Genomic DNA, 26,505 nt, shown 5'->3' on the forward strand with positions numbered 1-26,505 from the left:
TTAAAGCCCCCGCCAGGCGCTGTGCGCCCGCAGGCGGTTTTCAAGACGCTCGCCAAGCAGGGCGACCAGCTTTGCCGCGCCATAGTAGAGCAGCCCGACGACGGTCCAGACCACGAACGGCTTCAAGGTTCGCATGTTGAGGATGTGGCCAATCTTGGTCAGGTCGACGACGCCGATGACAGAAATCAGCGACGTCACCTGAAGCTGGTTGACCAGCAGCGCGACGAGCGGGCCGACCGCGAAGGCGGCAGCCTGGGGCGAAACGATATGGCGCAGGACCTGCCACCGGGTCAGGCCGAAGACACGCGCGGCCTCGACCTGCTCGCGTTCGATCGACTCGATCGCCGAGACCGCGATGACATAGACGAATGCCGCGGTGTTCGCCGACAGAGTGATGGTCGCTGCGGTGACAGGCGTCACCCTTATATGCAACAGCGCCGGCAGGCCGAAGAACACCAGGAACAGCTGCACCAACACCGGCGAGTTCTTCAACAGCTCCGACAGGAAGGTGACGACCTGGGCCAGAACCGGCACACGGTAGAACCGCACCAACGCCCAGCTCAGGCCAATCAGCAGTCCGATCAGAGAGGTGACGAGAAACAGCGCGATGTTGGTGCCGAGACCTTGCGCCAGCAGGATCAGGTCGTAGGAGGTGAAGTCGCTGAACCGCATCAGTCGACCGCCTCCATCATGTCCCGATTGAGATGGCGGTGGAGCAGGGTGACGCCCAGCGAGACCAGATAGGTCAGGGCCGCATAGGCACAGAGCAGCACCATATAGACCTCGAAGGGCCGATAGGTCTGCGAGACCACGATCTGGGCTGAGCCGGTGAGCTCGTTGAGCGTGATGGTCGAGAGGATCGAGGACGTAAGGATCATGTTGATGAGCACGGATCCGAGCGGTCGCACGGCGGTGCGCAGCGCAATCGGCAGCACGATGCGGGTGAAGATCTTGCGCCTGGACAGGCCGCTCACTTCAGCGGCGTCGATGATGCCCTGGTCGATGGCGAGGATGCCGGCGCGAATGATGTCGGAGGCATAGGCGCCGCCGGCAATCGAAAGCGCCACGACGCCGGTGGTGAAGGCATCGATGTAAATGCCGAGCTCGGGCAGGCCGTAATAGAAGAAGAACAGCTGGACGATGAACGGCACATTGCGGAAGAGATCGACGTAGACGAAGGCGATCCGTCGAAGCAGTGCCGAGGCGGAGGTGCGTGCGATCGCCACCAACGCGCCCATGACGACGCTTCCCACCAGCGACAGCGCGCAAGCCGCCGCCGTAAGTTCGGCGCCGCGCGCCAGAAAACCCAGATGCGGGAGCAGAATGGACAGATCGAAATGCACCGGCGGTCCCCAGTGAAACCGGTTTCACTCTTTTGGCTTTCGCCTCGTCTGTCAAGATGCAGGGTCTGGTTGCCGGCCTGTGGCTTGCATTCGTTGCGATGATTCCGGTTCGCCTCATGCGCGCTATGTCTCAAGCGCCGGCAATTCGCCGCCGGCTTTCAGCTCGAGGACGCCTATGCCAGCCGCGCGTCGCCGCAATCCCTCGGCCATGGCGGCTGGGGGCGGCGCCCTCGATTTTGCCGATCCCGGCGCCGGTGTCGGATTCGGCTACGTCACCAACCGCATGCTGGGTTTCGACGACGTCGATCCACGCCGCAAGGTGTTGATTGATGCCGTTTACGACGCGCTCTGACGTTGGGAGCCGTTATGGGCGGATGTTCCACATGGCGTCCGGCACAACCACCAGCTTGCCGACGAAATCCTTGGCGATGAAGTCGGCCTGCGCCTTGTGGAAATCGGACAGTTTGTAGACACCGCCGACCAGCGGCCGGATTTTCTTCGCTTCGATGTATCCAATGATGCGGCGGAAGTCGGCGCGCGTGCCCTGGCTTGAGCCATGCAGTTGCAGCTGCTTGAGATACATGGTCCGGAGATCGAGCTGCACGACCGGGCCGGCGATGGCGCCTGCCGTGGTGTAACGGCCTTCAGGTCGCAGGATGCGCAGCAGGTCGTTGAAGATCGCGCCGCCGACGAGATCGGCGACCACATCGATCGGCTGGCCGCCAGTGGCTTCATTCACGGCGGCGGGAAGATCGGCAACCCCACGGGTAATAACCGCTTCGGCGCCGATGTCGCGCACCGCCTGCTCCTTGCCCTTGCCGACGACGGCGTAGGGAACGGCGCCGCGCGCCCGCGCCAGCTGCACGATGCCGGAACCGACGCCGCCCGAGGCGCCGGTGACCAGCACGCGTTCGCCGGTTTTCAGCCCGGCGCGCTCCAGCATCTGCTCGCCGGTGAGGTAGGCGCAGCAGAAGGTGGCGAGTTCGACGTCGCTCATGTCAGTATCGACGACATGCGCATTCTCGCCCGGCACCGTCTGGTACTCGGCGTACCCGCCGTCGCGACCGTGGCCCATATAGTCGATGTCGGCGAGGGAATCGTCGTCGCGGTTGTAGATCGAAAAATCGACCATTACCCGTTCGCCGACACGGCCCGGGGAAACGCCTTCGCCGACGGCAGCGATGGTGCCGACCGTGTCGGTGCCCTGGATGCGCGGGAAGGTAAGCGTGTTGCCTTGCCGCCGCCACGTCGACACGGCGGCAGCGTCCTCCTCCGTGCCATAGGCGCCCTGGCGTACCCAGACATCGGTGTTGTTCATACCGCAAGCGCTGACCTTAACCAGCACCTCGCCGGCGGCAGGCACAGGCACTTTCACATCGCTGCGATAGACGAGCTTTTCCGGTCCGCCATGCCCGGTGAGCAGCACGGCGGCCATGGTGGCGGGGAGGGTCTTGGTCATGGCATTCATGGGTCGATCTCAGAGATTGGAAAACACGCTGTTGACGGCATCGGCGGTTTTCGAAACGACGATGTCGGCTTCCTCACGCGTCAGGCAGAGCGGCGGCGCGAAGCCTAGTATGTCGCCCTGCGGCATGGCGCGGCCGATGACGCCGCTGGCGGCAAGTGCTGTCGCCACTTGCGGCCCGATCTTGAGCGAGGCGTCGAAGAACACCCGGTCGTCCTTGTCGGCGACAAATTCGACCGCCGCCAGCATGCCATCGCCGCGCACGTCGCCGACGTGTCTGTGCCCGCCGACAGCCTTGGTCAGTTCGGCGCGGAAATAAGCGCCGGTCTCACCGGCGTTCGTTACCAGGTCCAGTTCGTCGATCAGTTCGAGATTGGCGACACCTGCGGCGACGCAGATCGGATGCGCGGCATAGGTCCAGCCATGGCCGAGCGAACCGAGCTTGTCGGAGCCCTGCACCAGCACCTGCCACATCTTGTCGGCAACGATGACACCCGACAGCGGCGCATAGGCCGAGGTCAGCCCCTTTGCGATGGTGATGAGGTCCGGCTTGATGCCGTAATGGTCGGAGCCGAACATGGTGCCCAGACGGCCGAAGCCCGTCACCACCTCGTCGGCGACCAGCAGCACGTCATACTTCTTCAGCACCGCCTGGATCTTCTCCCAGTAGCCGGCCGGCGGCGGCACGATGCCGCCAGTACCGAGGATCGGCTCGCCGATGAAGGCGGCGACGGTTTCGGGACCTTCGGCCAGGATCATCTCTTCAAGCTTGTCGGCGCAATGCTGCGAGAACTGCTCCTCGCTAATCGAGCGGTCGGCGCGGCGGAAATAATAGGGCGCCTCCGTGTGCAGGACCGGCGCGCGCGGCAGGTCGAAAGCGTTGTGGAACAGGTCGAGCCCGGTCAGTGATCCCGTCATCACGCCCGAGCCGTGATAGCCGCGCCAGCGCGAGATGATCTTCTTCTTCTCCGGCCGTCCCAGCACATTGTTGTAGTACCAGATCAGCTTGATGTTGGTCTCGTTGGCATCCGAACCCGAGAGGCCGAAATAGACCCTCGACATGCCCTTCGGCGCGCGGTCGATGATCATCTTGGCCAGCGTGATCGAGGCCTCGGTCCCGTGGCCGACATAGGCGTGGTAGTAGGCGAGGTTCTTCGCCTGGGTGGCGATCGCGTCGGCGATCTTCTGGCGGCCATAGCCGACATTGACGCAATAGAGACCGGCAAAGGCATCGATGCTCTTCCTGCCATTGTTGTCCCAGACGGTGACGCCTTCGCCGCCGGCCATGATGCGGGTCGGCGATTCACCCCGCGCATGCGTGCCCATATGGGTCGAAGGATGGAAGAAGTGGTCGCGATCCCAGGCATTGAGTTCGTTGGATTGGTCGAGCATTTTTTGACTCCTTGAGAGATGGCCGGACGGACTTATGCGACGTCCAGGCAGAGGTACTTCAGATCGGCGAAAGCTTCGAGCCCATGGCGCGAGCCTTCGCGGCCGATGCCGGATTGCTTGACGCCGCCGAATGGGATCGGCGCGCCGGTGATCTTGACGCGGTTGATAGCGACCATGCCGTAGTCGAGCGCGCGGCCCAGGCGCTGCTGGCGGGCGCCGTTCTCGGTAACGACATAGGCAACCAGGCCATATTCTGTGGCGTTGGCACGGGCGATCACTTCGTCCTCACTGTCGAACGGCGTGACGGCGGCGACCGGCCCAAAGGTCTCCTCGCGCATGATCAGCGCTTCGTCGCTGACATCGGCCAGCAGCGTCGGCTGGTAGAACAGCGGCCCGGCCTGATGCCGCTTGCCGCCGGTGAGACAGCGCGCGCCACGAGCGATGGCATCGGCGACCTGCTCTTCGACCCTTGCGACGGCACGCTCATGCATCAGCGGCCCGATGTCGATCTTGTCGGTAAGGCCGTTGCCGGTGCGCAGCGCCTCGATACGCCTGGCAAAAGCGGCGCAGAAGCGATCGTAGATCGGGCGCTGGACATAGATGCGGTTGGCGGCGAGGCAGTCCTGGCCGGAGGTGGCGAATTTGGCATCGATGGCGATGCTCACCGCCTTGTCCAGATCGGTATCGGCAAAGACGATCAGCGGCGCGTGGCCCCCAAGCTCCATCACCAGCCGCTTCATCGTCGGCGCGCTTTGCGCCGCGATCAGCCGGCCGATCTCGGTCGAGCCGGTGAAGCTCATGGCGCGAACGCGCGGGTCTTCGCACATGCGGCCGACGATGGTTGCAGCCTTTCCGGTGATGACGTTGAAGACACCGGCGGGGATGCCGGCGCGCTCGCCAAGTTCCGCCAGCGCCAGCGCCGACAGCGGCGTCTCGGATGAAGGATGCGCGACGATGGTGCAGCCGGCGGCAAGGGCGGCCGCCGCCTTGCGGGTCAGCATCGCCGCCGGAAAATTCCAGGGCGTGACGACGCCGACAACGCCGAGCGGCTCTCGTCGCACCATCATTTCCGCTTTGGGCAGATGGCTGGTGACGCTCTCGGCGTTGAGGCGCTTTGCCTCTTCGGCATACCACTCGACGAAGGAGGCGGCGTAGTCGATTTCGCCAAACGATTCCTGCAGCGGCTTGCCCTGTTCCAGTGTCATCAGCAGGGCCAGATCATCCTTGGCTGCAACGATCAGCTCGAACCATTTTCGCAGAATTCTGGACCGCTCCTGCGGCAGCAGTGACCGCCAAGCCGGGAAGGCACGCGCGGCGGCACCGATTGCCCTTGTCGTTTGCTGCGCATCGAGCGCGGCGACAAACGCGACCGTCGCGCCTGTGGCCGGATCGGTGACTTCAAAGCTTTCGGCCGCTTCGCTCGCGGTCCAATGCCCATCGACATAGGCAAGCTCGCGCAGCAGCCGGCGGTCGGAGAGGCGGTCGAGCGCCTCATGGCGATGCGAGCGGGCAAAATGCGCGGACATGGTCGAGGCCTCCCGGTTCGGACGATGCGGGAAGACTATCCGTCACATGCAGACAGAGAGACTGTTTCGACGCCCTGAAGGAGAGAGACTCTCTCTATTGTGCCGTCCCGACAGACATTCTCTCCGGGCTTATGCCGACGCCGGCAGCAGATCGGCTATCGGCAGCACGATTTCGTCCTTCACCGTCTTGGTGACGATGTAGGTGAAGTAGCGGTCGATGCCGATCTCGCGCTCCAGCAGGTCGTCGACCAGCCGCTGATAGGCGTCGATGTCGCGCGTCATCACCTTGACCACATAGTCGACGCCGCCGCCCACCGACCAGCAGGCGACGATTTCGGGGATGTCGCGGACGACGCGTTCGAAGCGGTCGAAATCGGCCTGGCGATGGCTGGCCAGCGTCACCTCCATCAGCACCGTTGCGACCGGCGCCACGACGCGCATGGCGATCCTTGCGTGATAGCCCGAGACGATGCCGGCCTTCTCCAGCTTGCGCAACCGCATCCAGCACGGCGTCGGCGACAGCCCGACCTGTTCGGCCAGCGCCAGCTTGGTGATGCGCCCGTCGCGCTGGATGACGTCGAGTATCCTGAGGTCGATCGCGTCGAGTTTCGCTGATGTCATCGGCGTCCGCTTTTTTGTCGGCATCACCATGACGGCGCATTATTTCGATTGTCAATTGCACTGATTTCGATCTCTAATAAGTCATGACATTATGGCAACCCGACCCCGCGCTCCTCCGCCGGCCAGCCTATCAATCGCTGGCCGACCAGTTCGCGCGCGCCATTCATGACGGGCGGCTGGCCAATGGCGCGCGGCTGCCGACGCATCGCCGGCTGGCCGACGATCTGAAACTGTCGGTGCAGACCGTCAGCCGCGCCTATGAGGAACTGATCCGGCGCGGCCTCATCTCGGGCGAGATCGGCCGCGGCAGCTTTGTCCAGACGCAGCGCCGCGAGCCGGAACCGCCCTATCTGCCGGAGCGCCTCGGCGAGGTCATCGATCTGTCAATCCTGAAGCCGGTCTGCGAGCCGATGCATTTGGAGCGGCTGAAGCAGGCGCTGGGCTGGCTGGCCGAAAACCTGCCATCCAGTTCGGCGTTGTCGTTCCGGCCCAACATGGTGTTCCCGCGTCACCGCGCGGTGGCTGTCGAATGGCTGAAACTGTGTGGGCTCGACACCTCCGCACAGAATATCAGCCTGACCAATGGCGCGACCGCCGGGATGACCGTGGCGCTGATGAGCGTTGCGCCGCCGGGATCGACTGTCGCCACCGAGGCTATCGGCCACCACACGCTGGTGCCGCTGGCGCGCTATCTCGGCTTCAACCTGGAAGGCCTGCCGATCGACGGCAATGGCCTGATCCCGGAGGCGTTGGACGAGGTCTGCCGGCTCACCGACATTCGCGCGGTATTCGTGCAACCGTCGGTGATCAACCCGACGGCGACGCTGATGGACGCTCGGCGGCGCGAAGAGATCGCCGCGGTCGCGCGCAAGCACGACATCGCCATCATCGAGAACGATGTGCTGGGTCCGCTGGTCGAGGACCGGCCGCCGCCGGTCGCCGCCTTTGCGCCGGAGCGCACGCTCTACGTCACTTCCTTCACCAAGATCACCGTACCTGGCCTGCGCATCGGCTATCTCGCGGCGCCCGACCGCTATGTCGCCGCCGTTGCCAACCGGCATCTGGTGTCGAACTGGATGGCGACGCCGCTGGTGGCCGAGATCGCCACCAAATGGGTGACCGACGGCACGGCGATGGAACTCGTTCGCTGGCAGCGCGCGGCATTGCGCCGCCGCCAGGACATCGCAGCCGAGGTGCTGGGCGGGGTTGGTTATCGCGCCAGGCGCGACGGGCTGCATGTCTGGTTGCAACTGCCCGCGGACCGTGCCGAGGAAAGCTTCGTCGCCCAGGCCCGCCTGCAAGGCGTGGCGATCGCGCCCGGCACCTCCTTCCGCATCTCGGATGCGCCCTGGCATCCGGCGGTGCGCATCTCGCTAGGCTCGACCACCGAGGGGGAACTGCGCGCCGGCTTAGGCGTTGTCACCAAGCTGCTGCTTGGCGATCCGGAGCATCTGTTGCTCGCAATCTAAGCGGGAATTGCTCTGGAATCACTCAGCGCCGGAAATATTGTCATGATTTTATTTTCCCAATTGACATGATTTGGCGCGTTCCGCATCGTTAAGGGCACAGGCTTCTCCAGTAGGGGAAATTCATTTGTCCGCACCCATCATCAAGGTCGACGCCATTTCGAAGAGCTTCGGCTCGTTCAAGGTGCTGGACGGCCTGTCGATGCAGGTCATGCCCGGCGAGAAGCTGGCGCTGATCGGCCCGTCCGGCTCGGGCAAGACGACGATCCTGCGCATCCTGATGACGCTGGAGAAGATCGACGGCGGCCATATCCAGATCGATGGCGAGCAGCTCTACCACATGGAGCGCAATGGCCAGCTGCTGCCCGCCGACGAGCGGCACCTGACCAAGATGCGGCAGAAGATCGGGATGGTCTTCCAGCTGTTCAATCTGTTTCCGCACAAATGCGTCATGGACAATGTCACGCTGGCGCCGATGCTGACCAAAGGCACGCCGCGAGCCGCTGCCGAGAAGCGGGCGATGGAGCTGCTCGACATGGTCGGCATGGCCGACAAGGCGAAGTCGATGCCGGCGCAGCTGTCCGGCGGCCAGAAGCAGCGCGTGGCGATTGCCCGTGCGCTGGCATTGTCGCCGAAGATCATGCTGTTCGACGAGGTGACGTCGGCCCTCGATCCGGAGCTGGTCGAGGAGGTGATGAACGTCATGCGCAAGCTCGCGGCCGAGACCGACATGACCATGCTGCTGGTCACCCACGAGATGGGCTTTGCCCATGACTTCGCCGACCGCGTGCTGTTTTTCGACCGCGGCAAGATCGTCGAAGAGGGCAAACCCGACGAGATTTTCCGCCATCCCAAGCAGGAGCGCACGCAAGGCTTCCTGAAGAAGATCATCGCGGCCGGACATCGTGTCTGACCGCTTTGCGGGGCGGAAGACCGCCCCAGACAAAACCAAGAAGACAACAAGGAGTTGGGAACAATGAAGAAACTTGGCATTCTGGCCGGCGTCGCCGGTCTCGCACTGACGGCGGTGCTCGCCGCGTCGAGCACCGGTTCGGCCGATGACAGCAAGCTCGAGCAATTGAAGGCGCAGGGCTTTGCCCGCGTCGCCATCGCCAACGAGCCGCCCTACACTGCGGTCGCCGCCGACGGCAAGGTTTCAGGCGCGGCGCCGGACGTGGCCCGCGAGGTCTTCAAGCGTCTTGGCGTTGGCGACATCGTCGCTTCGATCTCTGAATATGGCGCGATGATCCCCGGCCTGCAGGCCGGCCGCTTCGACGTCGTCACCGCCGGCCTGTTCATGAAGCCAGAGCGCTGCGCGGCGGTGGTCTATTCGGAACCTGTGCTGTGCGACGCCGAGGCGATGCTGGTCAAGAAGGGCAATCCGAAGGGCTTCAAGAGCTACGAGGATGTCGCCAAGGACATGTCGGCCACCATCGGCGCGCCGGGCGGCGGCACCGAGGAGAAGCTGGCGCTCAACGCCGGCGTGCCGCGCGAGCGCGTCATCGTCGTGCCGGACGGCCAGAGCGGCCTGAAGATGCTGCAGGACGGCCGCATCGATGCCTATTCGCTTCCCGTCCTGTCGATCAACGACCTCGTCAAGAAAGCCAACGATCTGAACCTCGAAGTCATCGCCCCGGTGGTCGGCGCGCCGGTCTATTGCGACGGCGCCGCCTTCAAGAAAGGCGATGAGGCCCTGCGCGATGCCTTCGATGTCGAGCTCGCCAAGCTGAAGAAATCCGGCGAGTTCGCCAAGATCATCGAGCCCTACGGCTTCTCGGCCGCAGCCGCGATGTCGACAACGCGAGACAAGCTCTGCGCGGCGAAATAGCGCCGTTTTTGCCTTCTCCCTGTTCACGGAGAGAAGGTGGCCCGAAGGGCCGGATGAGGGGCGGCGCCAGGTTCTGAGAATTTAGCGCTGCCCCTCATCTGCCTGCCCGTCCTCCGCAGCAGCTGCGCTGCAGCTTCGGAGGGTCGACTGGCATCTTCTCTCCGTGAACGGGAGAAGGAAGCTAACCGCCAACGTTGGAACCCGAATGACCCAGTGGTCCGGCTACCTCGGCCTGATATTGCAGGGAGCGCTTGTCACCATCGAGCTGACGCTGATGGGGTCGGTGCTCGCCCTGATCATGGCCTTCCTCGCCGGCATGGGCCGCGTGTCGCGCTTCTTTGCGCTGCGCTGGCTGGCCACCGCCTATATAGAATTCTTCCGCGGCACCTCGATCTTCGTGCAGCTGTTTTTTGCCTATTTCGTGTTGCCGTTGATCGGCCTCGAACTGACCCCGCTGCAGGCGGGTGTGCTGGCGCTGGGCCTCAATGTCGGCGCCTATGCGGCCGAGGTGGTACGCGGCGCCATCCAGTCGGTCGGCCGCGAACAATATGAAGCCTGCATCGCGCTCAACCTCGGCCGCTGGCAAGGCATGCGCCACGTCATCCTGCCGCAGGCGCTGCTGGTCATGCTGCCGACCTTCGGCAACAATGCCATCGAACTGCTCAAGGCGACCTCCGTGGTGTCGCTGATCTCGCTCGCCGATCTCACCTTTCAGGCGCAGGTCGTGCGCTCGCAGACCGGCAACACGCTGGCGCCGTTCACCACCATCCTGATCATCTATTTCGCCCTGGCGCTGATCATCTCCTGGGGCGTGCGTTCTCTGGAACGCCGCATGGCGCGCGGCCTCGACGGGGTGCGCGTCTGATGGCCGGAGCTTCCTGATGGATTGGGATTGGAACTTCGTTTGGGAAATCCTGCCAACGCTGATCCAGGGCGTGAAGATCACCATCCTGGCGACGCTGCTCGGCTCGGTGCTGGCCGCGATTGTGGGTCTGGGCATCGCGCTGGCGCGACGCTCGCCCAACAAGGTCCTGTCACGCAGCATCGGCTGGGCGGCCGAATTCATCCGCGGCACGCCACTTCTGGTGCAACTTTATTTCATCTTCTATGTCCTGCCGGATTTCGGCATCCTTTTGCCGCCCTTGGTCGCCGGCGTCATCGGGCTCGGCCTGCACTACGGCACCTACACGGCGGAAGTCTATCGCGCCGGCATCGACAACGTGCCGCGCGGCCAGTGGGAGGCGGCCAAGGCCTGCAATCTGAGCGCCACGCAGACCTGGACCAACATCATCATTCCGCAAGCGATCCCACCGATGATCCCGGCTTTGGCCAACTATTTCATCGCCATGTTCAAGGAGACGCCGCTCCTATCGGCGATCACCGTGCTGGAGCTGATGAACCAGGCCAAGAGCGTCGCCAACACCTACTACCGCTACATTGAGCCGATCACGCTGGTCGGCGCTTTCTTCCTCGTCATCAGCCTCTTCTCGGTCGTGCTGCTGCGCTGGCTGGAACATCGCTACGGCAAGATCGAAAGGTAATTCTCAAGATGAAACCGCTGCCCGAGATCAGGCTGATGCCGACAAGGCCGGCGCTCGATGCGCGCCCGCTGGAAAAGCGCGTCGGCCTGATCATCCTTGCCACCGACCACACCAGCGAACCGGATTTCCGCCGCATGGTGGCGAGCGAGCGGGTCGGCGTCTATGTCGCGCGCATTCCCTACAAGAATCCGACCACACCCGAGAATCTCCGCAAGATGCAGCCCGAGCTGGCGGCGGGTGCTGCCCTCATCCTGCCCGATGAGCCGCTCGACGCGATCTGCTACTCCTGCACCTCGGCCTCGGTGGTGATTGGCGACGCTGAAATCGAGGCCGCGATCCAGTCTGCCAAGCCGGGTGTTCCCGTCGTCACGCCGCCGATGGCCGGCGTGCGCGGGCTGCAGGCGCTGGGCGCGAAAAAGATCAGCATCCTCACCCCTTACACCGTCGAAACCTCCAGGCCGATGGCGACGTATTTCGGCGAGCGCGGCTTTGAGATCGTCAGCTTCACCTGCCTCGGCTTCGAGGACGATCGCGAGATGGCGCGCATTGCGCCGGCAGCGATCGTCGACCTAGCTCGTGAGGCGACGCATGCGCAGGCCGATGCACTGTTCGTATCCTGCACCGCATTGCGCGGAGCGCTCGCGGTTCCCGGCATGGAACAGGCGATCGACAGCCCGGTCGTCACCAGCAATCAGGCCAGCGCCTGGAATTGTTTGCGGTTGTGTGGCGACGGGACGTCGCATCCCGAATTTGGCCGTCTGATGACGCTGCCTTTGCCGCGCGATTGACGATCATGACGAGAGTTACCCTTAGCGATATCCGTGCCGCCCGGGAGCGAATTGCCGGCAAAATCGAGCGCACGCCAACCGTGCCATCCCCTAGTCTATCCGGGCACCTCGGCGTCCCCGTCCATCTCAAGCTTGAACACCGCCAGACCACCGGCAGCTTCAAGCTGCGCGGCGCCTCGAATGCCGTTGCTTCGCTGAGCACCGAGGAGAAGGCGCGCGGCATGGTCGCGGCGTCGACCGGCAATCATGGCCGTGCGCTGGCCCATGCCGCGAAGCTGGAAGGCATGCGCGCGGTGATCTGCATGTCGCGACTGGTGCCGGGCAACAAGCTCGACGAAATCCGTCGGCTTGGCGCGGATGTCCGCATCATCGGCAACAGTCAGGACGAGGCGCAGCAGGAGGTCGAACGGCTGGTGGCGCAGGAGGGACTGGTGATGCTGCCGCCCTTCGACCACCCGGCCATCATCGCCGGGCAAGGCACGCTCGGACTGGAGATGATCGAGCAGGTCCCGGACGCCGCTCTCGTCCTGGTGCAACTCTCAGGTGGCGGACTCGCCTCGGGCATCGCCGCCGCTGTCAAGGGCGTCAGCCCCGGGACAAAAATCATCGGCGTTTCGATGGCACGTGGTGCTGCGATGAAGGCCAGCCTCGACGCCGGCCGGCCGGTCGAGATCGAGGAGTTGCCGACACTGGCGGATTCGCTCGGCGGCGGCATCGGTCTCGACAACCGGCTGACCTTCGCCATGTGCCGCGATCTGCTCGACGACGTCATCCTGCTCAGCGAGGACGAGATCGCCGCCGGCATCCGCCATGCCTATGAACAGGAGCGCGAGATCGTCGAAGGCGCCGGAGCGGTCGGCATCGCTGCGCTACTCGCCGGCAAGGTCAGGGCGACCGGGCCGGTGGTCGTTCTTCTCTCGGGCCGCAATATCGACATGAACACGCATCGCAAGATCGTCTGCGGTGACGCAATCGCGGAGCGCGCGGCATGAAAACTCTCCCACGCCGAATTCCCGCCCACCCCCCTCTGCCCTGCCGGACATCTCCCCCGCAAGGGGGGAGATCGGCAGCTTCGATGCGGTCGCTGTTCTTGCTGCGCTGGAGATTGGCGAAGGCAGGAGTGCAGTCCAATCTCCCCCCTTGCGGGGGAGATGGCCGGCAGGCCAGAGGGGGGTGTGACGGAACACTATCCTTCGTGGTGCGCGCTAGTACGGAGCGCGTCGCATGAGCCGGATGACGATCCTCACCGAGAATGAACTGCGCACAATCGTGACGCTCGATCTTGACGCGGTCGCCTGCGTCGAAAACGCTTTCCGCGCGCTCGCCACATTGCCGGTGGCGATGCCGCCGATTCTGCGGTTGGACATTCACGAGCAGCGCGGCGAGGTGGATGTGAAGTCCGCCTATGTGCCTGGAATAGACGGTTTCGCCGTCAAGATAAGCTCCGGCTTCTTCGACAATCCGAAGCTCGGTCTGCCCAGCGGGGGCGGCATGATGGTGTTGCTCTCGGCAAGAACCGGTGTGGTCGAGGCGCTGCTGCTGGACAATGGCTATCTCACAGATGTCCGCACCGCTGCTGCCGGCGCCGTCGCGGCGAAGCATCTGTCGCGGCCGGATTCGTCCGTCGCCGCAATCTTCGGCGCCGGCGTGCAAGCCGGGCTGCAACTCGAAGCACTCATGTTGGTGCGGCCGATCGCCGAGGCACGTATCTGGGCGCGCGATGCGGTCAAGGCGCAGACGGCCGCAGGCGCGCTGCGCGAAAAGCTCGGCATTCTCGTGCGCGCCGAGCCGGATGCAGCCAAAGCAACCATCGGCGCCGACATCATCGTCACCACCACGCCGTCGACCGAGCCGCTGATCAAGGCCGGCTTTGTCGTTGCCGGGCAGCACATCACCGCCATGGGCTCGGATGCCGAACACAAGAACGAGATCGCGCCGGCGATCCTGCGCATGGCCGATCTCTATGTCGCCGACAGCGCCAAGCAGACACGGCGTCTGGGAGAACTGCATCACGCCATCGCATCGGGCGTGATGGGAGCCGATGCCGCGGTCACCGAACTCGGCCAGATCATCGCCGGCGAACGGCACGGAAGGCGCTCACCCAGCGATATCACCATCGCCGACCTCACCGGCACCGGCGTGCAGGATACGGCGATCGCCACGCTCGCTCGCAACCGGGCGCGGGCGGCCAATGCCGGAACCATTTTTGAAAGCTGATGCTGGCCAAAGCGTGATCCGGAAGTGGAACCCGGTTTTTCCCAGAGATCACGTTCAAACAAGAACGACGAGCCTGTTTCCAACAAAGTTGAAACAGGCTCCAGGCCCAACAAACGAGGACCAAGAACAATGCAGCCGAACCTAAAATTCTCGCGTGGCGAATTTGCGGATCGCCTCGCCAAGACGAGAAAAGCCATGGAGGGGAAAGGCGTCGATCTGCTTGTTATCAGCGACCCATCCAACATGGCCTGGCTGACCGGCTATGATGGCTGGTCGTTCTATGTGCATCAGGCGGTGATCGTGCCACCATCGGGCGAGCCGGTCTGGTACGGTCGCGGCCAGGATGCCAATGGCGCCAAGCGCACCGCCTATCTCGCGCATGACAACATCGTCGGCTATGCCGACCACTACGTGCAGTCGACCGAGCGCCACCCGATGGATTTTTTGGCCAGAGTGCTCAGTGATCGCGGCTGGGGCAAGCTGACCATCGGCGTCGAGATGGACAATTACTGGTTCTCGGCTGCCGCCTTCGCCGCGTTGCAGAAGCACCTGCCCAACGCCCGCTTCGTCGACGCGACAGCGCTGGTCAACTGGCAGCGCGCCGTGAAGAGTTCAACCGAGATCGACTATATGCGCAAGGCGGCTCGGATCGTCGAAGCCATGCACCAGCGCATCGTCGACAAGATCGAAGTAGGCATGCGCAAATGCGATCTGGTCGCCGAGATCTACGATGCCGGCACGCGCGGTGTCGATGGCATCGGCGGCGACTATCCGGCGATCGTGCCGCTGCTGCCGTCGGGCGCCGACGCCTCGGCGCCGCATCTCACCTGGGACGACCAGCCGATGAAGTCGGGCGAGGGCACCTTCTTCGAGATCGCCGGCTGCTACAACCGCTACCATTGCCCGCTGTCGCGCACCGTCTTTCTCGGCAAGCCGACACAGGAATTCCTCGATGCCGAGAAGGCGACACTGGAAGGCATGGAGGCGGGGCTGGCGGCGGCAAAGCCCGGCAATGCCTGTGAGGACATCGCCAACGCCTTTTTCGCCGTGTTGAAGAAATATGGCATCGTCAAGGACAACCGCACCGGCTATTCCATCGGTCTCTCCTATCCGCCGGATTGGGGCGAACGCACCATGAGCCTGCGCCCCGGCGACCGCACCGAACTCAAGCCTGGCATGACCTTCCATTTCATGACCGGTCTCTGGCTGGAGACCATGGGACTGGAAATCACCGAATCCATCCTGATCACCGAAACCGGTGTAGAGTGCCTCGCCAATGTACCGCGCAAACTGGTGGTGAAGAATTGAGCCCGATGCCTAGCCTTCGCCCATCCCCGATCGCCCCGACCGTCGATTTCGACAAGGACGGCGTGCAACATGGTTTCCTGCGCCTGCCCTACAGCCGCAACGACTCGGCGTGGGGCTCGGTGATGATCCCGATCTGCGTCATCCGCAACGGCAAGGGGCCGACTGCCCTGCTCACCGGCGGCAATCATGGCGACGAGTATGAGGGGCCGCTGGCGCTCTACGATCTCGCCCGCACGCTCGATCCCAAACAGGTCAGCGGCACGGTGATCATCGTGCCGGCGATGAACTATCCGGCCTTTCGCGCCGGCACCCGGACATCGCCGATCGACAAGGGCAATATGAACCGCAGCTTTCCCGGCCGTCCCGACGGCACGGTGACGGAAAAGATCGCCGACTATTTCCAGCGCGAATTGCTGCCCCGCGCCGACCTCGTCTTCGACTTCCACTCCGGTGGCAAGACACTGGATTTCGTGCCCTTCTGTGCCGCCCACACGGTGCCCGACAAGGTGCTGGAGCAGAAAGCCTTCGATGCGGTCGCGGCGTTCTCTGCCCCGTTCTCGATGCGCATGATCGAGATCGACTCCGTCGGCATGTACGACACGGCGGCGGAGGAAATGGGCAAGGTCTTCGTCAGCACCGAGCTTGGCGGCGGCGGCACCTCGCGCGCACAGACTGTGCGGATCGCGCGGCGCGGCATCAGCAATGTGCTGCGCCATGCCGGCATTGTTGATGGTGCGGTCGAGAAGGGCAGAACTCAGTGGCTCGACATGCCGTCAGGCGATTGTTTCTCCTTCGCCGAGGAGGACGGCATGATCGAAACCATGGTCGATCTCGGCGAGCCTGTGAAAGAAGGCTCGGTGCTGGCGCGCATCCATTCCACCGGCCGCACCGGCATCGCTCCGCAGGAAATCCGGGCAAAAATGTCCGGCATTCTGGCGGCGCGGCATTTCCCCGGCCTGGTCAAAGCCGGTGACTGCGCCGCCGTCCTGGCCGTTGTGGTTTCATCGTGATTCGCAGAGTACGCCGCGCGAATATCAGTCGGTCTGGATCCAGACCGACTTGGTCTCCAGATACTCGTGCAGATGCTCGATGCCGCCCTCGCGGCCATAACCCGACATCTTCGTGCCGCCGAACGGCACCGCCGGGTCGATGGCATGGTACATGTTGACCCAGACCGAGCCGGCCTTGACGCGGCGCGCAAGCTTGTGCGCGGTGCCCAGATGTGTCGTGAAGATGCCGGCGGCCAGGCCATAGGGCGTCGCATTGGCACGCGCCACCGCTTCGTCGAGCGAGTCGAAGGGCATCGCCGAAATGACCGGGCCGAAAATCTCCTCGCGCGCGATGGTCATCTGGTCCGACACGGCGCCGAAGACCGTCGGCGCAATGAAGTTGCCGCCATCGTAGAGCTCGCCGGTCAGCCGCGAGCCGCCGGCGACCAGTTCGGCGCCTTCGTCGCTGCCGGCCCTAATATAGCCCTCCACCTTGGCTGCCTGCTTGGCATTGATGAGCGGTCCGATTTCCGTCTCTGCCTCGATGCCATGGCCGATCCGCAGTCTGCCGGCGAAATCGGCGAGCCGGCGGACGAACTCGTCATGGATTTCGCGCGCCACGAACAGCCGCGAGCCGGCAATGCAGATCTGGCCCGAATGCACGAACACCGCCATCGCCGCGATCGGAACAGCCTTGTCGATGTCGGCGTCGCGGCAGACGATGATCGGCGACTTGCCGCCGAGCTCCAGTGAAACGCGTTTGAGGTTGGCCACGGCTGCCCGCGCGATGGCCTGGCCGGTCAGCGTCGATCCGGTGAAAACGATCTTGTTGACGTCTGGATGTTCGGCGAGCCGCGCACCGGCTTCGGCCCCGGTGCCGGTGACGACGTTGACGACGCCGTCGGGCACGCCGGCTTCCTGCATCAGTTGCGCGATCAGCAGCGGCGTCAGCGACGCATCCTCGGACGGTTTCAGCACGATGGTGCAGCCTGTCGCCAGCGCCGGCGCGATCTTCCAGATCGAGGCGGCGGTCGGCGCGTTCCAGGGAATGATCGCACCAACGACGCCCACCGGCTCGCGCCGGGTGAAGGTGACGATCTCGCCGGGAATCGAATTGTCGATCGCCTCGCCATGCAGCGCCGTCGCCATGCCGGCATAGAAGCGCAGCATGCCGATGACGCGGCGCCGGTTGGAGAGCGTGCGCGTGATCGGCAGTCCCATATCGAGCGTGTCGGAAACGCTGAGCTCTTCCCAATGCGTCTCGAACAGATCGGCGATCCTGAGCAGCACGCACTGCCGCTCGTAGGGCGAGAATTTGGACCATGGGCCTTCGAAGGCCGCGCGCGCGGCGGCCACCGCCGAGTCGATATCGGCAGCCCCGCCGCGCGGCACTGTCGCCAGCACCTCGCCTGTTGCCGGATTGAGTGCCTGCATGCCCTGGCCGGACTGCGCGGCGACCCACTTGCCGCCAATGAACATCGGTCGGAATTCGCCATGGTACAACGCCGTGGCCTTCGCCTTCGGGTCGAAGTTCAGCGTCATCTCTTCCTCCTCGCAATTCCTTGGCGACTATTACTTCCGCCGCCGACCTCAAACAAGGAAAGCTAAAGGGCGCTCAGATAACCAGGTTGTGCGGGTGACTTCCGAATCGCGCCAGCAACAAGAAACAGACAGCCGCTAGAGCATGGTCCCGAAAAGTGGAAACCGGCTTTCGGAAAAGATTGTGCTTCGACAAATGGCATCTAGAAAAATCATCGCGAGTTGTCGGAGCGCGTCGCTAAAAGCTCAATGAGGCAAGCCGATCATTGCCCACGGCGACCGTGATGCCGGCATTGCAGACGAGAGCGCAACAGGCAGTCGCCAGCCGCCACCCAGCGCTCACCCGTGGCCGGATCGATCGTGGCCGTTCCAGCCGGCTTCACCGTGACAGAGGTTTCGCGCGCCGCTTCGCTGCAATCGCTGTTGGATGACTGCTCGCGGAAGCAAGATCGGTCGAGCGGCCTCGCGACGTGCAAACATTGGCAGGATTGATCCGCAACCGACGGTGCCTGGCATCGATCGAGCACGCCGGTCCGTCACTCCGGAAGGCCGGCCTTTCGGAAGCCATCGACGAAATGGTCGAGCGTGGCAGTGTCGCGGAACGGCTCCGTCTCGACCCAGTGACGGGTGGTGAAATGTGGGTTCGCGACAAGGAACAAGTCGACCTCGGCGCGCGCCTCGTCGATCCGGCCGAGTTGCGCAAGGCTTGCCGCAAGGAAACGGCGCGAGCTTGTCCGATACGTCTCGTCCCGGCGCGTCGTCTCGACGGCGGCTTCATAGTCGCGCGCCGCATATTGCGCCTGGCCGAGCGTCAGATAGTACCAGCTTGCCGGAAACGGGTTCAGCCGGAACGCCTTGCTGATATAGTCGAGGCCCTCCTCGACGCGCCCGGCCAGGACCGCGATGTCGGACAATGTCGCCCAGGCATCGGCCTCGTTCGGGTCGAGCTCGAACGCCTTGGCAAATCCCACATCCGCTTCGTCGAATCTGCGCTCATAGGCAAGCAGGTTAGCAAGCACCCAGTGGCAGCCGGCATCGTTGGGATCGATCGCCACAGCCTTGCGCGCCAGTTCCAGGGCAAGGCCGCGGGCAGGCTCAATGGGCTCTCCCCAATGCACCCATCCCATCCAGTGGTTCATGGCAAGCCAGCGATAGGCTTCGGCATAGTCCGGATCGAGCGCAAGCGCGCGCGTCAGCAACAGATGCGCTTCGCGCGCCGTCTCCGGCGAGACGTCGATCAGGTTGCGGGCTCGCACGCACAGATCGTAGGCCTCGAGATTTCGGGGCCGGTTGCGCGGCAGCGGCGCGCGCAGCCGGCCAAGCAGCGCCTCGACGATCTTGGCCGTCACCTCGTCCTGAACGGCAAAGATATCTTCCAGGCCGCGATCGAAGCGGTCTGCCCACAAATGCTCGCCGCTCAGCGCGTCGACCAGCTGGGCGTTGATGCGCACGCGCCCGGCGGCGCGTCTGGCGCTGCCCTCCAAGAGATAGCGCACGCCTAGTTCTCTGGCGACCTCGCGCACATCCACCGCCTTGCCCTTGTAGGCAAAGGTCGAGTTGCGCGCGATGACGAACAGGCCGCCGATCCTCGACAGGTCGGTGATCAGGTCTTCGGTCAACCCGTCGGCGAAGGCTTCCTGCTCGGGGTCGTTGCTGAAATTGGCAAAGGGCAGCACGGCTATCGACGGTTTGGCGGGCAGCGGCAAAGCCTGTCGCTTCTCGTCGCCGAGCTGTTCGATGGCGCCGGCGAAGCGATAGCCGACGCGCGGAACGGTCGATATCCATTCTCCGCCGTTCGTGGCCGGACCCAGCAGCTTGCGCAATTGCGCAATCTGGACGGTGAGGTTGCCTTCCTCAACGGCGGTGCCTGGCCATGCCGCATCCATCAACTCGGCCTTGGCCACGATCTCGCCGGGCCGGGCGACGAGCGCCGCCAGCAGCTGCAGTCCGCGGTGGCCGGCGGCGACGGGAACTTGGTCCCGAAGGAGCGTTCCCGCACCCGGATCGAGCACGAACGGACCAAAGGCAAAGCGCGATCCCTGCATAACGCGCATCTATAGAGCAATTCCAGGAAAGGTGTGAAGGCGGTTTTCCCACGGGAAAGCGCAGAGCGCTTCACGGACGTATGGCGTCAAAACAAAGAGTTGAGCACCTCGTCGTTTCGATGAATCGGCGAGGTGCTCTAACTGCTTTGGAACTTTTGAGAACTATTTGGCCGCGCTTAATTACGGCGCCGTCCGCATGCGGCAGAATTCAACCTCTTTCAAGCCGAGGGCTGTCGCCCCTCAAACCGAATGGAGGTTGCCATGAACGATACCCTTGCTTCTGCTCGTGCAGCCTTGCCGGAAAAGGCGGTGTCATCGGGCCGGCGTCCGACGGGCCCGCGGGGCATGATCGCGGCCTGGCGCGAGCGGATACGCTTTCGCTGGGACCTCAAGCAGATGGCGGAGACCAATCCGCACCTTATCGACGATATCGGTCTGACCAGACGCCAGGTCGAGGCCGAAATCGTCAAACGCTTCTGGCAAGTGTGAGCTGATGTCGCGGATAAGACCCGCCCGCCTGTTTGGGCGTACCGCGGCGTTTTGCCGGCATTTGCACTTGCCGGAACGTGCCGATCCTGCTTCGAAGTCGGCATGAGCGCCGAAGACGCGACGTCACCGCCGGAGAACCACATCGCATGGGCCGCGATGGCCGGCATCATCGCGACAGTTACGGTGTTCGCCATAGCACAGGGGCTGACGTATCCGCTGCTCAGCTTCATCCTGGAACGGCAAGGGACGACACCGGGCCTTATCGGCCTCTCGGCCGCGATGACGCCTCTGGGTTTCATTATATCGTCGCTCTTCACGCCGGCGCTGGTCCGGCGGGTGGGCGCGGCGCGCTTTGCGGTTGTGTGTTCGATCCTGGCAGCAACCGTCCTGATCGCGATTGCCTGGACGCAGGATGTATGGGCCTGGATGCCGTTGCGCTTCCTGCTCGGCTTCTTTGCCAATCCGCTTTACGTGATCAGTGAAACCTGGCTGGTCTCGATCACACCCGCCGCACGCCGAGGCCGCATCATGGGCCTATACTCCTCCATCGTTTCCGCCGGCTTTGGCCTCGGCCCGCTGTCGCTAGGCTTGGTCGGCACGCAAGGATGGCCACCCTTCATCATCGGCAGCGCGGCCTTCCTTGTCTGCGGCCTGATCGTGCTTGCCGTCGCGCCACGCCTGCCCGACATGCCGCGTGAGGGCGAAGCGGTGTCGGTCGGCGGCTTCTTCGCGCTGGCGCCGCTGCTCTTGTTCGCAGTCTTCACGGCTGCCGCCTTCGAGCAAGTCCTGCTTTCGCTGTTCGCGGTCTATGGTGCCGCGCTCGGCAGCACTGAGCAGCGCATCGCTTCGCTCATCACCTGTTTCATCGCCGGCAATGCCGTGCTGCAGGTCGTGCTTGGGCGCGCCGCCGAACGGTTTGGCTCGAAGCCGATGATGCTGTTCTGTGTCCTGGCTTGCCTGGCCGGTTGTTTGCTGTTGCCGTTGCTCTTCGCTACATGGCTTGTCTGGCCGCTCTTCTTCGTCTGGGGCGGGGTCTCGTTCGGGATCTACACGCTGTCGCTGATCCAGCTCGGCGAGCGTTTCACCGGTCAAGCCTTGATCGCCGGCAATGCCGCCTTCGCGTTCGTATGGGGGGTAGGCGGCATCGTCGGCTCACCCGTGGCCGGGCTGGCGATGCAACTGACCGGACATCAGGGACTGCCATTGTCGCTTGGCCTGCTGTGCTGCGTGCTGGTGGTGTTTCTGCTGGCGGAGTTACGGCGGGTTGACCGCGTTCAGGCGTAAGGCGTGCCTGCCATTGCGGCCTTCAGGCCGATGCTGCCCTTGTCGACAATAGCGAGAAAGGCCGGACCCGCCTCGTCGCCGTCCTGGGTTTCTCGAAGCGTCCGATCCGCCTCGATGAACGCCACGGCCGCCAGGCGGGTGTCGGGGTCTGCAGCTTACGCCCGCCGCCTTCGGATAGTGCCACCATTAGGATATCCCAGCTCGTCGCGTTCGCTCTCGCTCGCGCCGACGCCGGCCCAGTCCGGACCAGCAATGTCTTCAGCTGCCATGTCTTCAAACCTCGATGTCAGGCGAAAACGCGGCCGCCGTAGAAACTCGGCGGCCGCCAATGGCGACGCTATATTCGCCCGAGAACAACCAGAATGATCACGATGATCAGCACCAGCCCGAGGCCACCGCCGCCATAGTAACCAGTGCCGTAGAACGGGCCGCCGCCGAGGCCGCTGAAGCCGCCGAGCAACGCGATGATCAGGATGATAATAAGAATGGTACCCAGGCCCATATGCCGTCTCCTTCGCTGCCGCGCCGTTCACGGCGCGGCTCGAAGAACTAAACTCCCAGCAAGCCTTCCTGTTCCCCGGCGATTTTCATCCGACGGCTAAGGAACGAAAGCCATCATGACGGCGTTTGCTGAGGTTCAGGCGCAAGCTGCGCGTGCATCGCGCGCCAGGCGGCGCGTAGAATTCAGAATTTACGCGGGATTGCCCTTTAGGCGGCCGGCCGCTCCTCCACCTGAACGCGCGGCAGGCGTGACGCCGGGCTTACGCTGGAAGGCGAGCTGAAACGTGTCGTCATCTGAAGCCGAATTGGTCGACGACGAGTTTTGGCCCCGCACCATTCCCAGTCGAGCTGAACCGGCAGCAGCTCACGTCGCCTTGCCGGCCGGCGCGCCTATGTCTTCCTCGGCAATATCGTCGAACGATGCGTAGTTCATGTTGTAGAGCCTGGCATAGAGGCCCTTGGCCGCCATCAGCTGCTCGTGATTTCCGCTCTCGACGATCTCGCCGTTCTGTAAGACGATGATGCGGTCGGCGCCGCGTATGGTCGCCAGCCGGTGCGCGATGACCAGCCCGGTGCGGCCTTCCAGCAGCGTGACCAGTGCCTTCTGGATCAGCATCTCGGTGTAGGAATCGATGCTCGCCGTCGCCTCGTCCAGCACCAGGATTTTCGCATCCGCCACCAGTGCGCGTGCAAAGCTGATCAGCTGGCGCTGGCCGAGGGACAGATTGCCGCCGCGCTGTTCGAGCTCGGTGTCGTAGCCGTCAGGCAAATGCTCGATGAAGTCGCGCGCGCCAACGGCTTGCGCGGCGCGCACAACCTCTTCGCTGGTAGCCGATGTCTTGTGGTAGCGGATGTTCTCCAGCACCGTGCCGGAAAACAGGAACGGCTCCTGCAGCACCATCGCCACCTGATCGCCGAGCGAATCCTGCGTCACGTCGCGCACATCGTGGCCGCCGACCCGCACCTCGCCCGACCAGACATCATAGAAGCGGTGCACCAGCGCCATGCAGCTCGACTTGCCCGAACCGGTGGGGCCGACAAGCGCAACCGTCTCGCCCGGATTGACGCGGAAGGAGATGTTTTTCAGCACCGGCTGGTTCTGCCGGTAGCCGAAGGTGACGTTCCTGAACTCGACCGAACCGTCCATGTCGCGCGTCAGCGTCACCGCGCCCTGTCTGTCGCTGACGTCGACCGGTACGTCGAGCACTTCGGAGATGCGTTGGCCCGACGCCATGGCGCGCTGCATGACCGAGTACTGCATGGTGAGCGAGCGGATCGGGTCGAAGAAGCGCTGGATATAGAACAGGAACGCCACCATGACGCCGATGTCGAGGCTGTGCGACAGCACCATCGAGCCGCCGACGACGATCACGGTTGCCATCGCAATGCCGGTCAGCGTGTCGACGATCGGCACCATCACCTGCGCATATTTGGCCGAGGTCAGGTGAGCCCTGAGATTGGCCAGCACCTTCTCGTCATAAAGGTCGAAATTGACGTGCTGGCGCTCCAGGCTCTGCACCGTGCGAACGCCATGGATGCCTTCGGCCAGCGCGCCATTGGCGATCGAGTTGGTCTCATGCGCGGCCATGAAGGCGATCTTGGCGCGCGGCAGCCAGAACAGGCGCACGATGAACAACGCCGGCATGGTCGACAGCGTCAGCAGACCGAGCCGGAAATCGAGCCACAACAGAACGCTGACGATGCCGAACAGCAGCACGATGTCGCCCACCGACATCACCGAGGTCTCGAGGAATTCCTGCATGGAATTGACGTCGCCCTGCAGGCGCGACATCAGCCGGCCCACCTCGGTCTTGTCCATGAAGCTCAGCGAGACGCGCTGCAGATGGCTGAACATGGCGCGGCGCAAATCCGACAGCACATTCTCGGCCACCTTGCCGACGACGCTTTCCTGGACATAGCTGGCGGCATAGTTGATCAGGATGATCAGGGCGAAGGCACCGATCGCCCAGTTCATGACGGAGCTGTCGGCCTTGCCCGCCGCCATGCCGTGGTCGATGGCGTAACGGATGACCAGCGGGATCGCCAATTGCGTCAGAGTGAACACCAAAACGGCGGCCACCGAGATGAAGATCCGGCCCTGGTACGGTCTCACGAAGCTCCAGATGCGGCGCACGATGCGCGGATCGTAGACCTTGCCGAAGACCTCTTCCTCGTCGCGGTGCGAACCGACGACGGCCCTGGTGGGCCGCCGGCTGGTGTCTTCTTTTTCGTCGTGACCCGGTGTCGACATTATGCGGCTCCCACCGCCACCGGCAAATCGTCGTCCGGCCGCAGCTGCAGGTCGTAAAGCGCGCGGTAGCGACCACCCAGCGCCAGCAATTCCTGGTGCGTGCCGCGCTCGGCGATGCGGCCATTCTCGATGAACAGGATCTGGTCGGCATGCATCAGCGAACTCAGCCGGTGCGAGATGATCAGCGTCACGCGGTCCTTGGCGAAGCGCTTCATCGCGGTGCGGATTCGCTGCTCGGTGCCGGCGTCGACAGCCGCGGTGGAATCGTCGAAGACCAGCACCGAAGGCCGCAGCATCAGGGTGCGGGCGATGGTCAGGCGCTGCCGCTGGCCCCCGGAAAGCGATGACCCGCGCTCGCCCACGACCGTGGTGTAGCCGGCCGGAAGCCCGATGATGTAATTGTGCAGCTGGGCGTATTCAGCCGCCTGCCCGATGCGGGTCTCGCGCGCCCACGGATTGCCATAGGCGATGTTGTTTTCGATCGAGGTGGTGAACAGGAAAGCGTCCTGCTGCACGACGCCGACCGCCTTGCGCAGCGATTGCAGCGTGACCTCGCGTATATCCTGCCCGTCGATGGTGATCGCGCCTGACCTCACATCGTAGAAGCGCGGGATCAGATGCGCGATGGTCGACTTGCCGCTGCCCGGCGGGCCGACAATGCCGACGGTCTCGCCGGACCTGGCCTCGAAGGAAATGCCCGACAGCGCCGGCCGGCCCCCGGCGCCCGCGTAGCGGAAGCCGACATTGTCGAAGCGCAGCAAGCCTTCGGTGACCACGAGATCCTTGGCATCAGGCGCATCCTCGATGTCAAGTTCGGCGTCAAGCAGTTCGAACAGCCTTGTGCCGCAGGTCGAGGCGCGGGCGAACGAGTTGACCATCAGCCCGAGCTGGCGCACCGGCATCTGCAGGATGGTCATGAAGGTGAGGAACTGCGCCAGCGTGCCGACGCTGATCTGGCCCGCGATCACCTTCTGGCCACCGAACCACAGCACCAGGCCCATGGCCGCCAGGAAGGAAAAATTCATGGCGCTGGTGTTAGAGACGCGGATGTCGACGCGCTGGTCGGCAAGCTCCAGCGCCGACTTCTTGGCGCGGTCGAATTTTTCCAGCTCATGCCGCTGCGCCGCAAAGGCGCGCACGACGCGGATTCCGCCGAGGTTCTCGTCCATCACCCGGCTCAGCACTGACAGCCGCTCCTGCAGCGTCAGCCAGGTGCTGCGCAGCCTGAGCTGTGCGACCGAGGAGCGCCAGGCGACGAACGGCACGAAACTCAGACTGAGCAGCCCGAGCTCGAGATCGGTGCTGATCAGGAGATAGGAGCCGACGCCGATCAGCACGCCGAGCAGCACCACGCGCAATATGCCGGTGGAAAAGAACATGCGCACGCCGTCGAGGTCGAGCAGGCCAAGCGTAATCAGGTCGCCGGTATGCACCCGGTCATGGAAGGAGAAGCTCAGCCGCTGGATCTTCTCGTAGAAGGCCAGGCGCAGCTCATAGCCGGTGCGGTGGCCAACGGCCTCGCCATAATAATTCTGCGCCATGGTGAAGAGGCCGCGCAGAATGCTGACGACGAGCAAGGTGATCGCCGTCGTCCACAGCGCCTGCTCAGCCGCCGCGCCGCCGCCTCCAGCCATCACGCCTTGCGCCTGGTCGATGGCGTGGCCCAGCAGGCGCGGGATGAACAGCTGCAGCGTCGCGGCGGTGAAGGTCGAGGCGATGGTGATCGCAACCTGCCAGGGATGGCGCAACGTCATGCGCAGGATGCGCAGCAGCGTGCTGAGGCCCTTGCCCCAGGACGCCTCCGCCACATGGGCAAACGATTTGCCGCGCATCGCTGCGCCGCGGGTTGCATCCATTGCCAAGGAAAATACCCAATCCGATCCGGACATTAGCCCAGACGAATGAAAACAGA

General features: G+C 63.9%; 25 protein-coding genes. 13 read left to right on the forward strand and 12 right to left on the reverse strand.

Going from position 1 to position 26,505, the window contains the following annotated elements:
• Window positions 1-672, reverse strand: coding sequence for an amino acid ABC transporter permease (locus X756_RS157075; RefSeq protein WP_023667866.1), 672 nt, complete (start codon window positions 670-672; stop codon window positions 1-3).
• Complete coding sequence (locus X756_RS157070; protein ID WP_023729195.1) at window positions 672-1,343, reverse strand: amino acid ABC transporter permease; 672 nt, start codon at window positions 1,341-1,343, stop codon at window positions 672-674. The genes X756_RS157075 and X756_RS157070 overlap by 1 nt, the downstream gene beginning before the upstream one ends.
• A 175-nt stretch (window positions 1,344-1,518) precedes the next feature.
• Between X756_RS157070 and X756_RS1000000167220 the strand changes: the two genes are divergently transcribed.
• A complete protein-coding gene (locus X756_RS1000000167220) occupies window positions 1,519-1,695 on the forward strand; it encodes a hypothetical protein (RefSeq protein WP_023692240.1) in 177 nt (58 codons plus the stop codon).
• A 12-nt stretch (window positions 1,696-1,707) separates the two neighbouring features.
• Here X756_RS1000000167220 and X756_RS157065 read toward each other — a convergent pair whose 3' ends face one another.
• From X756_RS157065 to X756_RS157050, 4 genes are all read right to left on the reverse strand, one after another.
• Entirely contained in the window at window positions 1,708-2,811 is a 1,104-nt protein-coding gene (locus tag X756_RS157065; protein ID WP_023729196.1) for an alcohol dehydrogenase family protein, read from the reverse strand.
• 9 nt (window positions 2,812-2,820) lie between these two features.
• Complete coding sequence (locus X756_RS157060) at window positions 2,821-4,200, reverse strand: aspartate aminotransferase family protein (protein ID WP_023729197.1); 1,380 nt, start codon at window positions 4,198-4,200, stop codon at window positions 2,821-2,823.
• A gap of 32 nt (window positions 4,201-4,232) precedes the next feature.
• Window positions 4,233-5,726, reverse strand: a complete 1,494-nt coding sequence (locus tag X756_RS157055) for an NAD-dependent succinate-semialdehyde dehydrogenase (RefSeq protein ID WP_023729198.1) — start codon at window positions 5,724-5,726, stop codon at window positions 4,233-4,235.
• A 129-nt stretch (window positions 5,727-5,855) separates the two neighbouring features.
• Window positions 5,856-6,347 carry an Lrp/AsnC family transcriptional regulator gene (locus X756_RS157050; protein WP_023729199.1) on the reverse strand — a complete coding sequence of 164 codons (492 nt, stop codon included), beginning with the start codon at window positions 6,345-6,347 and terminating at the stop codon, window positions 5,856-5,858.
• A gap of 83 nt (window positions 6,348-6,430) precedes the next feature.
• On the opposite strand from X756_RS157050, the gene X756_RS157045 reads away from it, so the two are divergent.
• From X756_RS157045 to doeB, 10 genes are all read left to right on the forward strand, one after another.
• Entirely contained in the window at window positions 6,431-7,816 is a 1,386-nt protein-coding gene (locus X756_RS157045) for a PLP-dependent aminotransferase family protein (RefSeq protein ID WP_023729200.1), read from the forward strand.
• Window positions 7,817-7,940: 124 nt separating this feature from the next.
• Window positions 7,941-8,726: an ectoine/hydroxyectoine ABC transporter ATP-binding protein EhuA gene (ehuA, locus tag X756_RS157040; RefSeq protein WP_023729201.1), complete on the forward strand. Its 786-nt coding sequence runs from the start codon at window positions 7,941-7,943 to the stop codon at window positions 8,724-8,726.
• A gap of 63 nt (window positions 8,727-8,789) precedes the next feature.
• Window positions 8,790-9,641, forward strand: coding sequence for an ectoine/hydroxyectoine ABC transporter substrate-binding protein EhuB (gene ehuB / locus X756_RS157035; RefSeq protein WP_023729202.1), 852 nt, complete (start codon window positions 8,790-8,792; stop codon window positions 9,639-9,641).
• Window positions 9,642-9,846: 205 nt separating this feature from the next.
• On the forward strand, window positions 9,847-10,506 hold the full coding sequence (gene ehuC, locus X756_RS157030; RefSeq protein ID WP_023667875.1) for an ectoine/hydroxyectoine ABC transporter permease subunit EhuC: 660 nt from the start codon (window positions 9,847-9,849) through the stop codon (window positions 10,504-10,506).
• 16 nt (window positions 10,507-10,522) lie between these two features.
• The gene (gene ehuD, locus X756_RS157025) at window positions 10,523-11,182 is read left to right on the forward strand and encodes an ectoine/hydroxyectoine ABC transporter permease subunit EhuD (protein ID WP_023729203.1); all 660 of its coding nucleotides are present in this window, start codon (window positions 10,523-10,525) and stop codon (window positions 11,180-11,182) included.
• 8 nt (window positions 11,183-11,190) lie between these two features.
• Entirely contained in the window at window positions 11,191-11,970 is a 780-nt protein-coding gene (gene eutA / locus X756_RS157020) for an ectoine utilization protein EutA (protein ID WP_023729204.1), read from the forward strand.
• 5 nt (window positions 11,971-11,975) lie between these two features.
• Window positions 11,976-12,962 (forward strand): hydroxyectoine utilization dehydratase EutB, encoded by a 987-nt coding sequence (eutB, locus tag X756_RS157015; protein WP_023729205.1) that lies wholly within the window; start codon window positions 11,976-11,978, stop codon window positions 12,960-12,962.
• Between the two features lie 232 nt (window positions 12,963-13,194).
• On the forward strand, window positions 13,195-14,187 hold the full coding sequence (locus tag X756_RS157010; protein WP_023729206.1) for a cyclodeaminase: 993 nt from the start codon (window positions 13,195-13,197) through the stop codon (window positions 14,185-14,187).
• A 129-nt stretch (window positions 14,188-14,316) separates the two neighbouring features.
• On the forward strand, window positions 14,317-15,495 hold the full coding sequence (doeA, locus tag X756_RS157005) for an ectoine hydrolase DoeA (protein WP_023729207.1): 1,179 nt from the start codon (window positions 14,317-14,319) through the stop codon (window positions 15,493-15,495).
• A 5-nt stretch (window positions 15,496-15,500) separates the two neighbouring features.
• Window positions 15,501-16,505 carry a N(2)-acetyl-L-2,4-diaminobutanoate deacetylase DoeB gene (gene doeB / locus X756_RS157000; RefSeq protein WP_023682666.1) on the forward strand — a complete coding sequence of 335 codons (1,005 nt, stop codon included), beginning with the start codon at window positions 15,501-15,503 and terminating at the stop codon, window positions 16,503-16,505.
• Window positions 16,506-16,529: 24 nt separating this feature from the next.
• On the opposite strand, the gene X756_RS156995 is transcribed toward doeB, so the two are convergent.
• Complete coding sequence (locus X756_RS156995; protein WP_023704768.1) at window positions 16,530-18,026, reverse strand: aldehyde dehydrogenase family protein; 1,497 nt, start codon at window positions 18,024-18,026, stop codon at window positions 16,530-16,532.
• A gap of 533 nt (window positions 18,027-18,559) precedes the next feature.
• On the reverse strand, window positions 18,560-20,077 hold the full coding sequence (locus X756_RS156990; RefSeq protein ID WP_023714884.1) for a winged helix-turn-helix domain-containing protein: 1,518 nt from the start codon (window positions 20,075-20,077) through the stop codon (window positions 18,560-18,562).
• A gap of 252 nt (window positions 20,078-20,329) precedes the next feature.
• Between X756_RS156990 and X756_RS156985 the strand changes: the two genes are divergently transcribed.
• Together X756_RS156985 and X756_RS156980 are read left to right on the forward strand one after the other, a co-directional pair.
• Window positions 20,330-20,557 (forward strand): DUF1127 domain-containing protein, encoded by a 228-nt coding sequence (locus X756_RS156985; RefSeq protein ID WP_023729208.1) that lies wholly within the window; start codon window positions 20,330-20,332, stop codon window positions 20,555-20,557.
• 102 nt (window positions 20,558-20,659) lie between these two features.
• Entirely contained in the window at window positions 20,660-21,841 is a 1,182-nt protein-coding gene (locus X756_RS156980; protein WP_023704772.1) for an MFS transporter, read from the forward strand.
• Here X756_RS156980 and X756_RS1000000170350 read toward each other — a convergent pair.
• The 4 genes from X756_RS1000000170350 to X756_RS156970 form a co-directional block, all read right to left on the reverse strand.
• Window positions 21,832-21,966, reverse strand: a complete 135-nt coding sequence (locus X756_RS1000000170350) for a hypothetical protein (protein WP_023682661.1) — start codon at window positions 21,964-21,966, stop codon at window positions 21,832-21,834. The genes X756_RS156980 and X756_RS1000000170350 overlap by 10 nt on opposite strands.
• Window positions 21,967-22,178: 212 nt before the next feature.
• Window positions 22,179-22,343 (reverse strand): DUF3309 family protein, encoded by a 165-nt coding sequence (locus X756_RS1000000167230; RefSeq protein WP_023667887.1) that lies wholly within the window; start codon window positions 22,341-22,343, stop codon window positions 22,179-22,181.
• A gap of 363 nt (window positions 22,344-22,706) precedes the next feature.
• Entirely contained in the window at window positions 22,707-24,593 is a 1,887-nt protein-coding gene (locus X756_RS156975) for an ABC transporter ATP-binding protein (protein ID WP_031237965.1), read from the reverse strand.
• Window positions 24,593-26,425 (reverse strand): ABC transporter ATP-binding protein, encoded by a 1,833-nt coding sequence (locus X756_RS156970; RefSeq protein WP_245264463.1) that lies wholly within the window; start codon window positions 26,423-26,425, stop codon window positions 24,593-24,595. Before X756_RS156970 ends, X756_RS156975 begins: the two co-directional genes overlap by 1 nt.
• Window positions 26,426-26,505: the final 80 nt, after the last annotated feature.

It is taken from the genome of Mesorhizobium sp. LNJC405B00 (assembly GCF_000502615.1).
Taxonomy (GTDB): Bacteria; Pseudomonadota; Alphaproteobacteria; order Rhizobiales; family Rhizobiaceae; genus Mesorhizobium.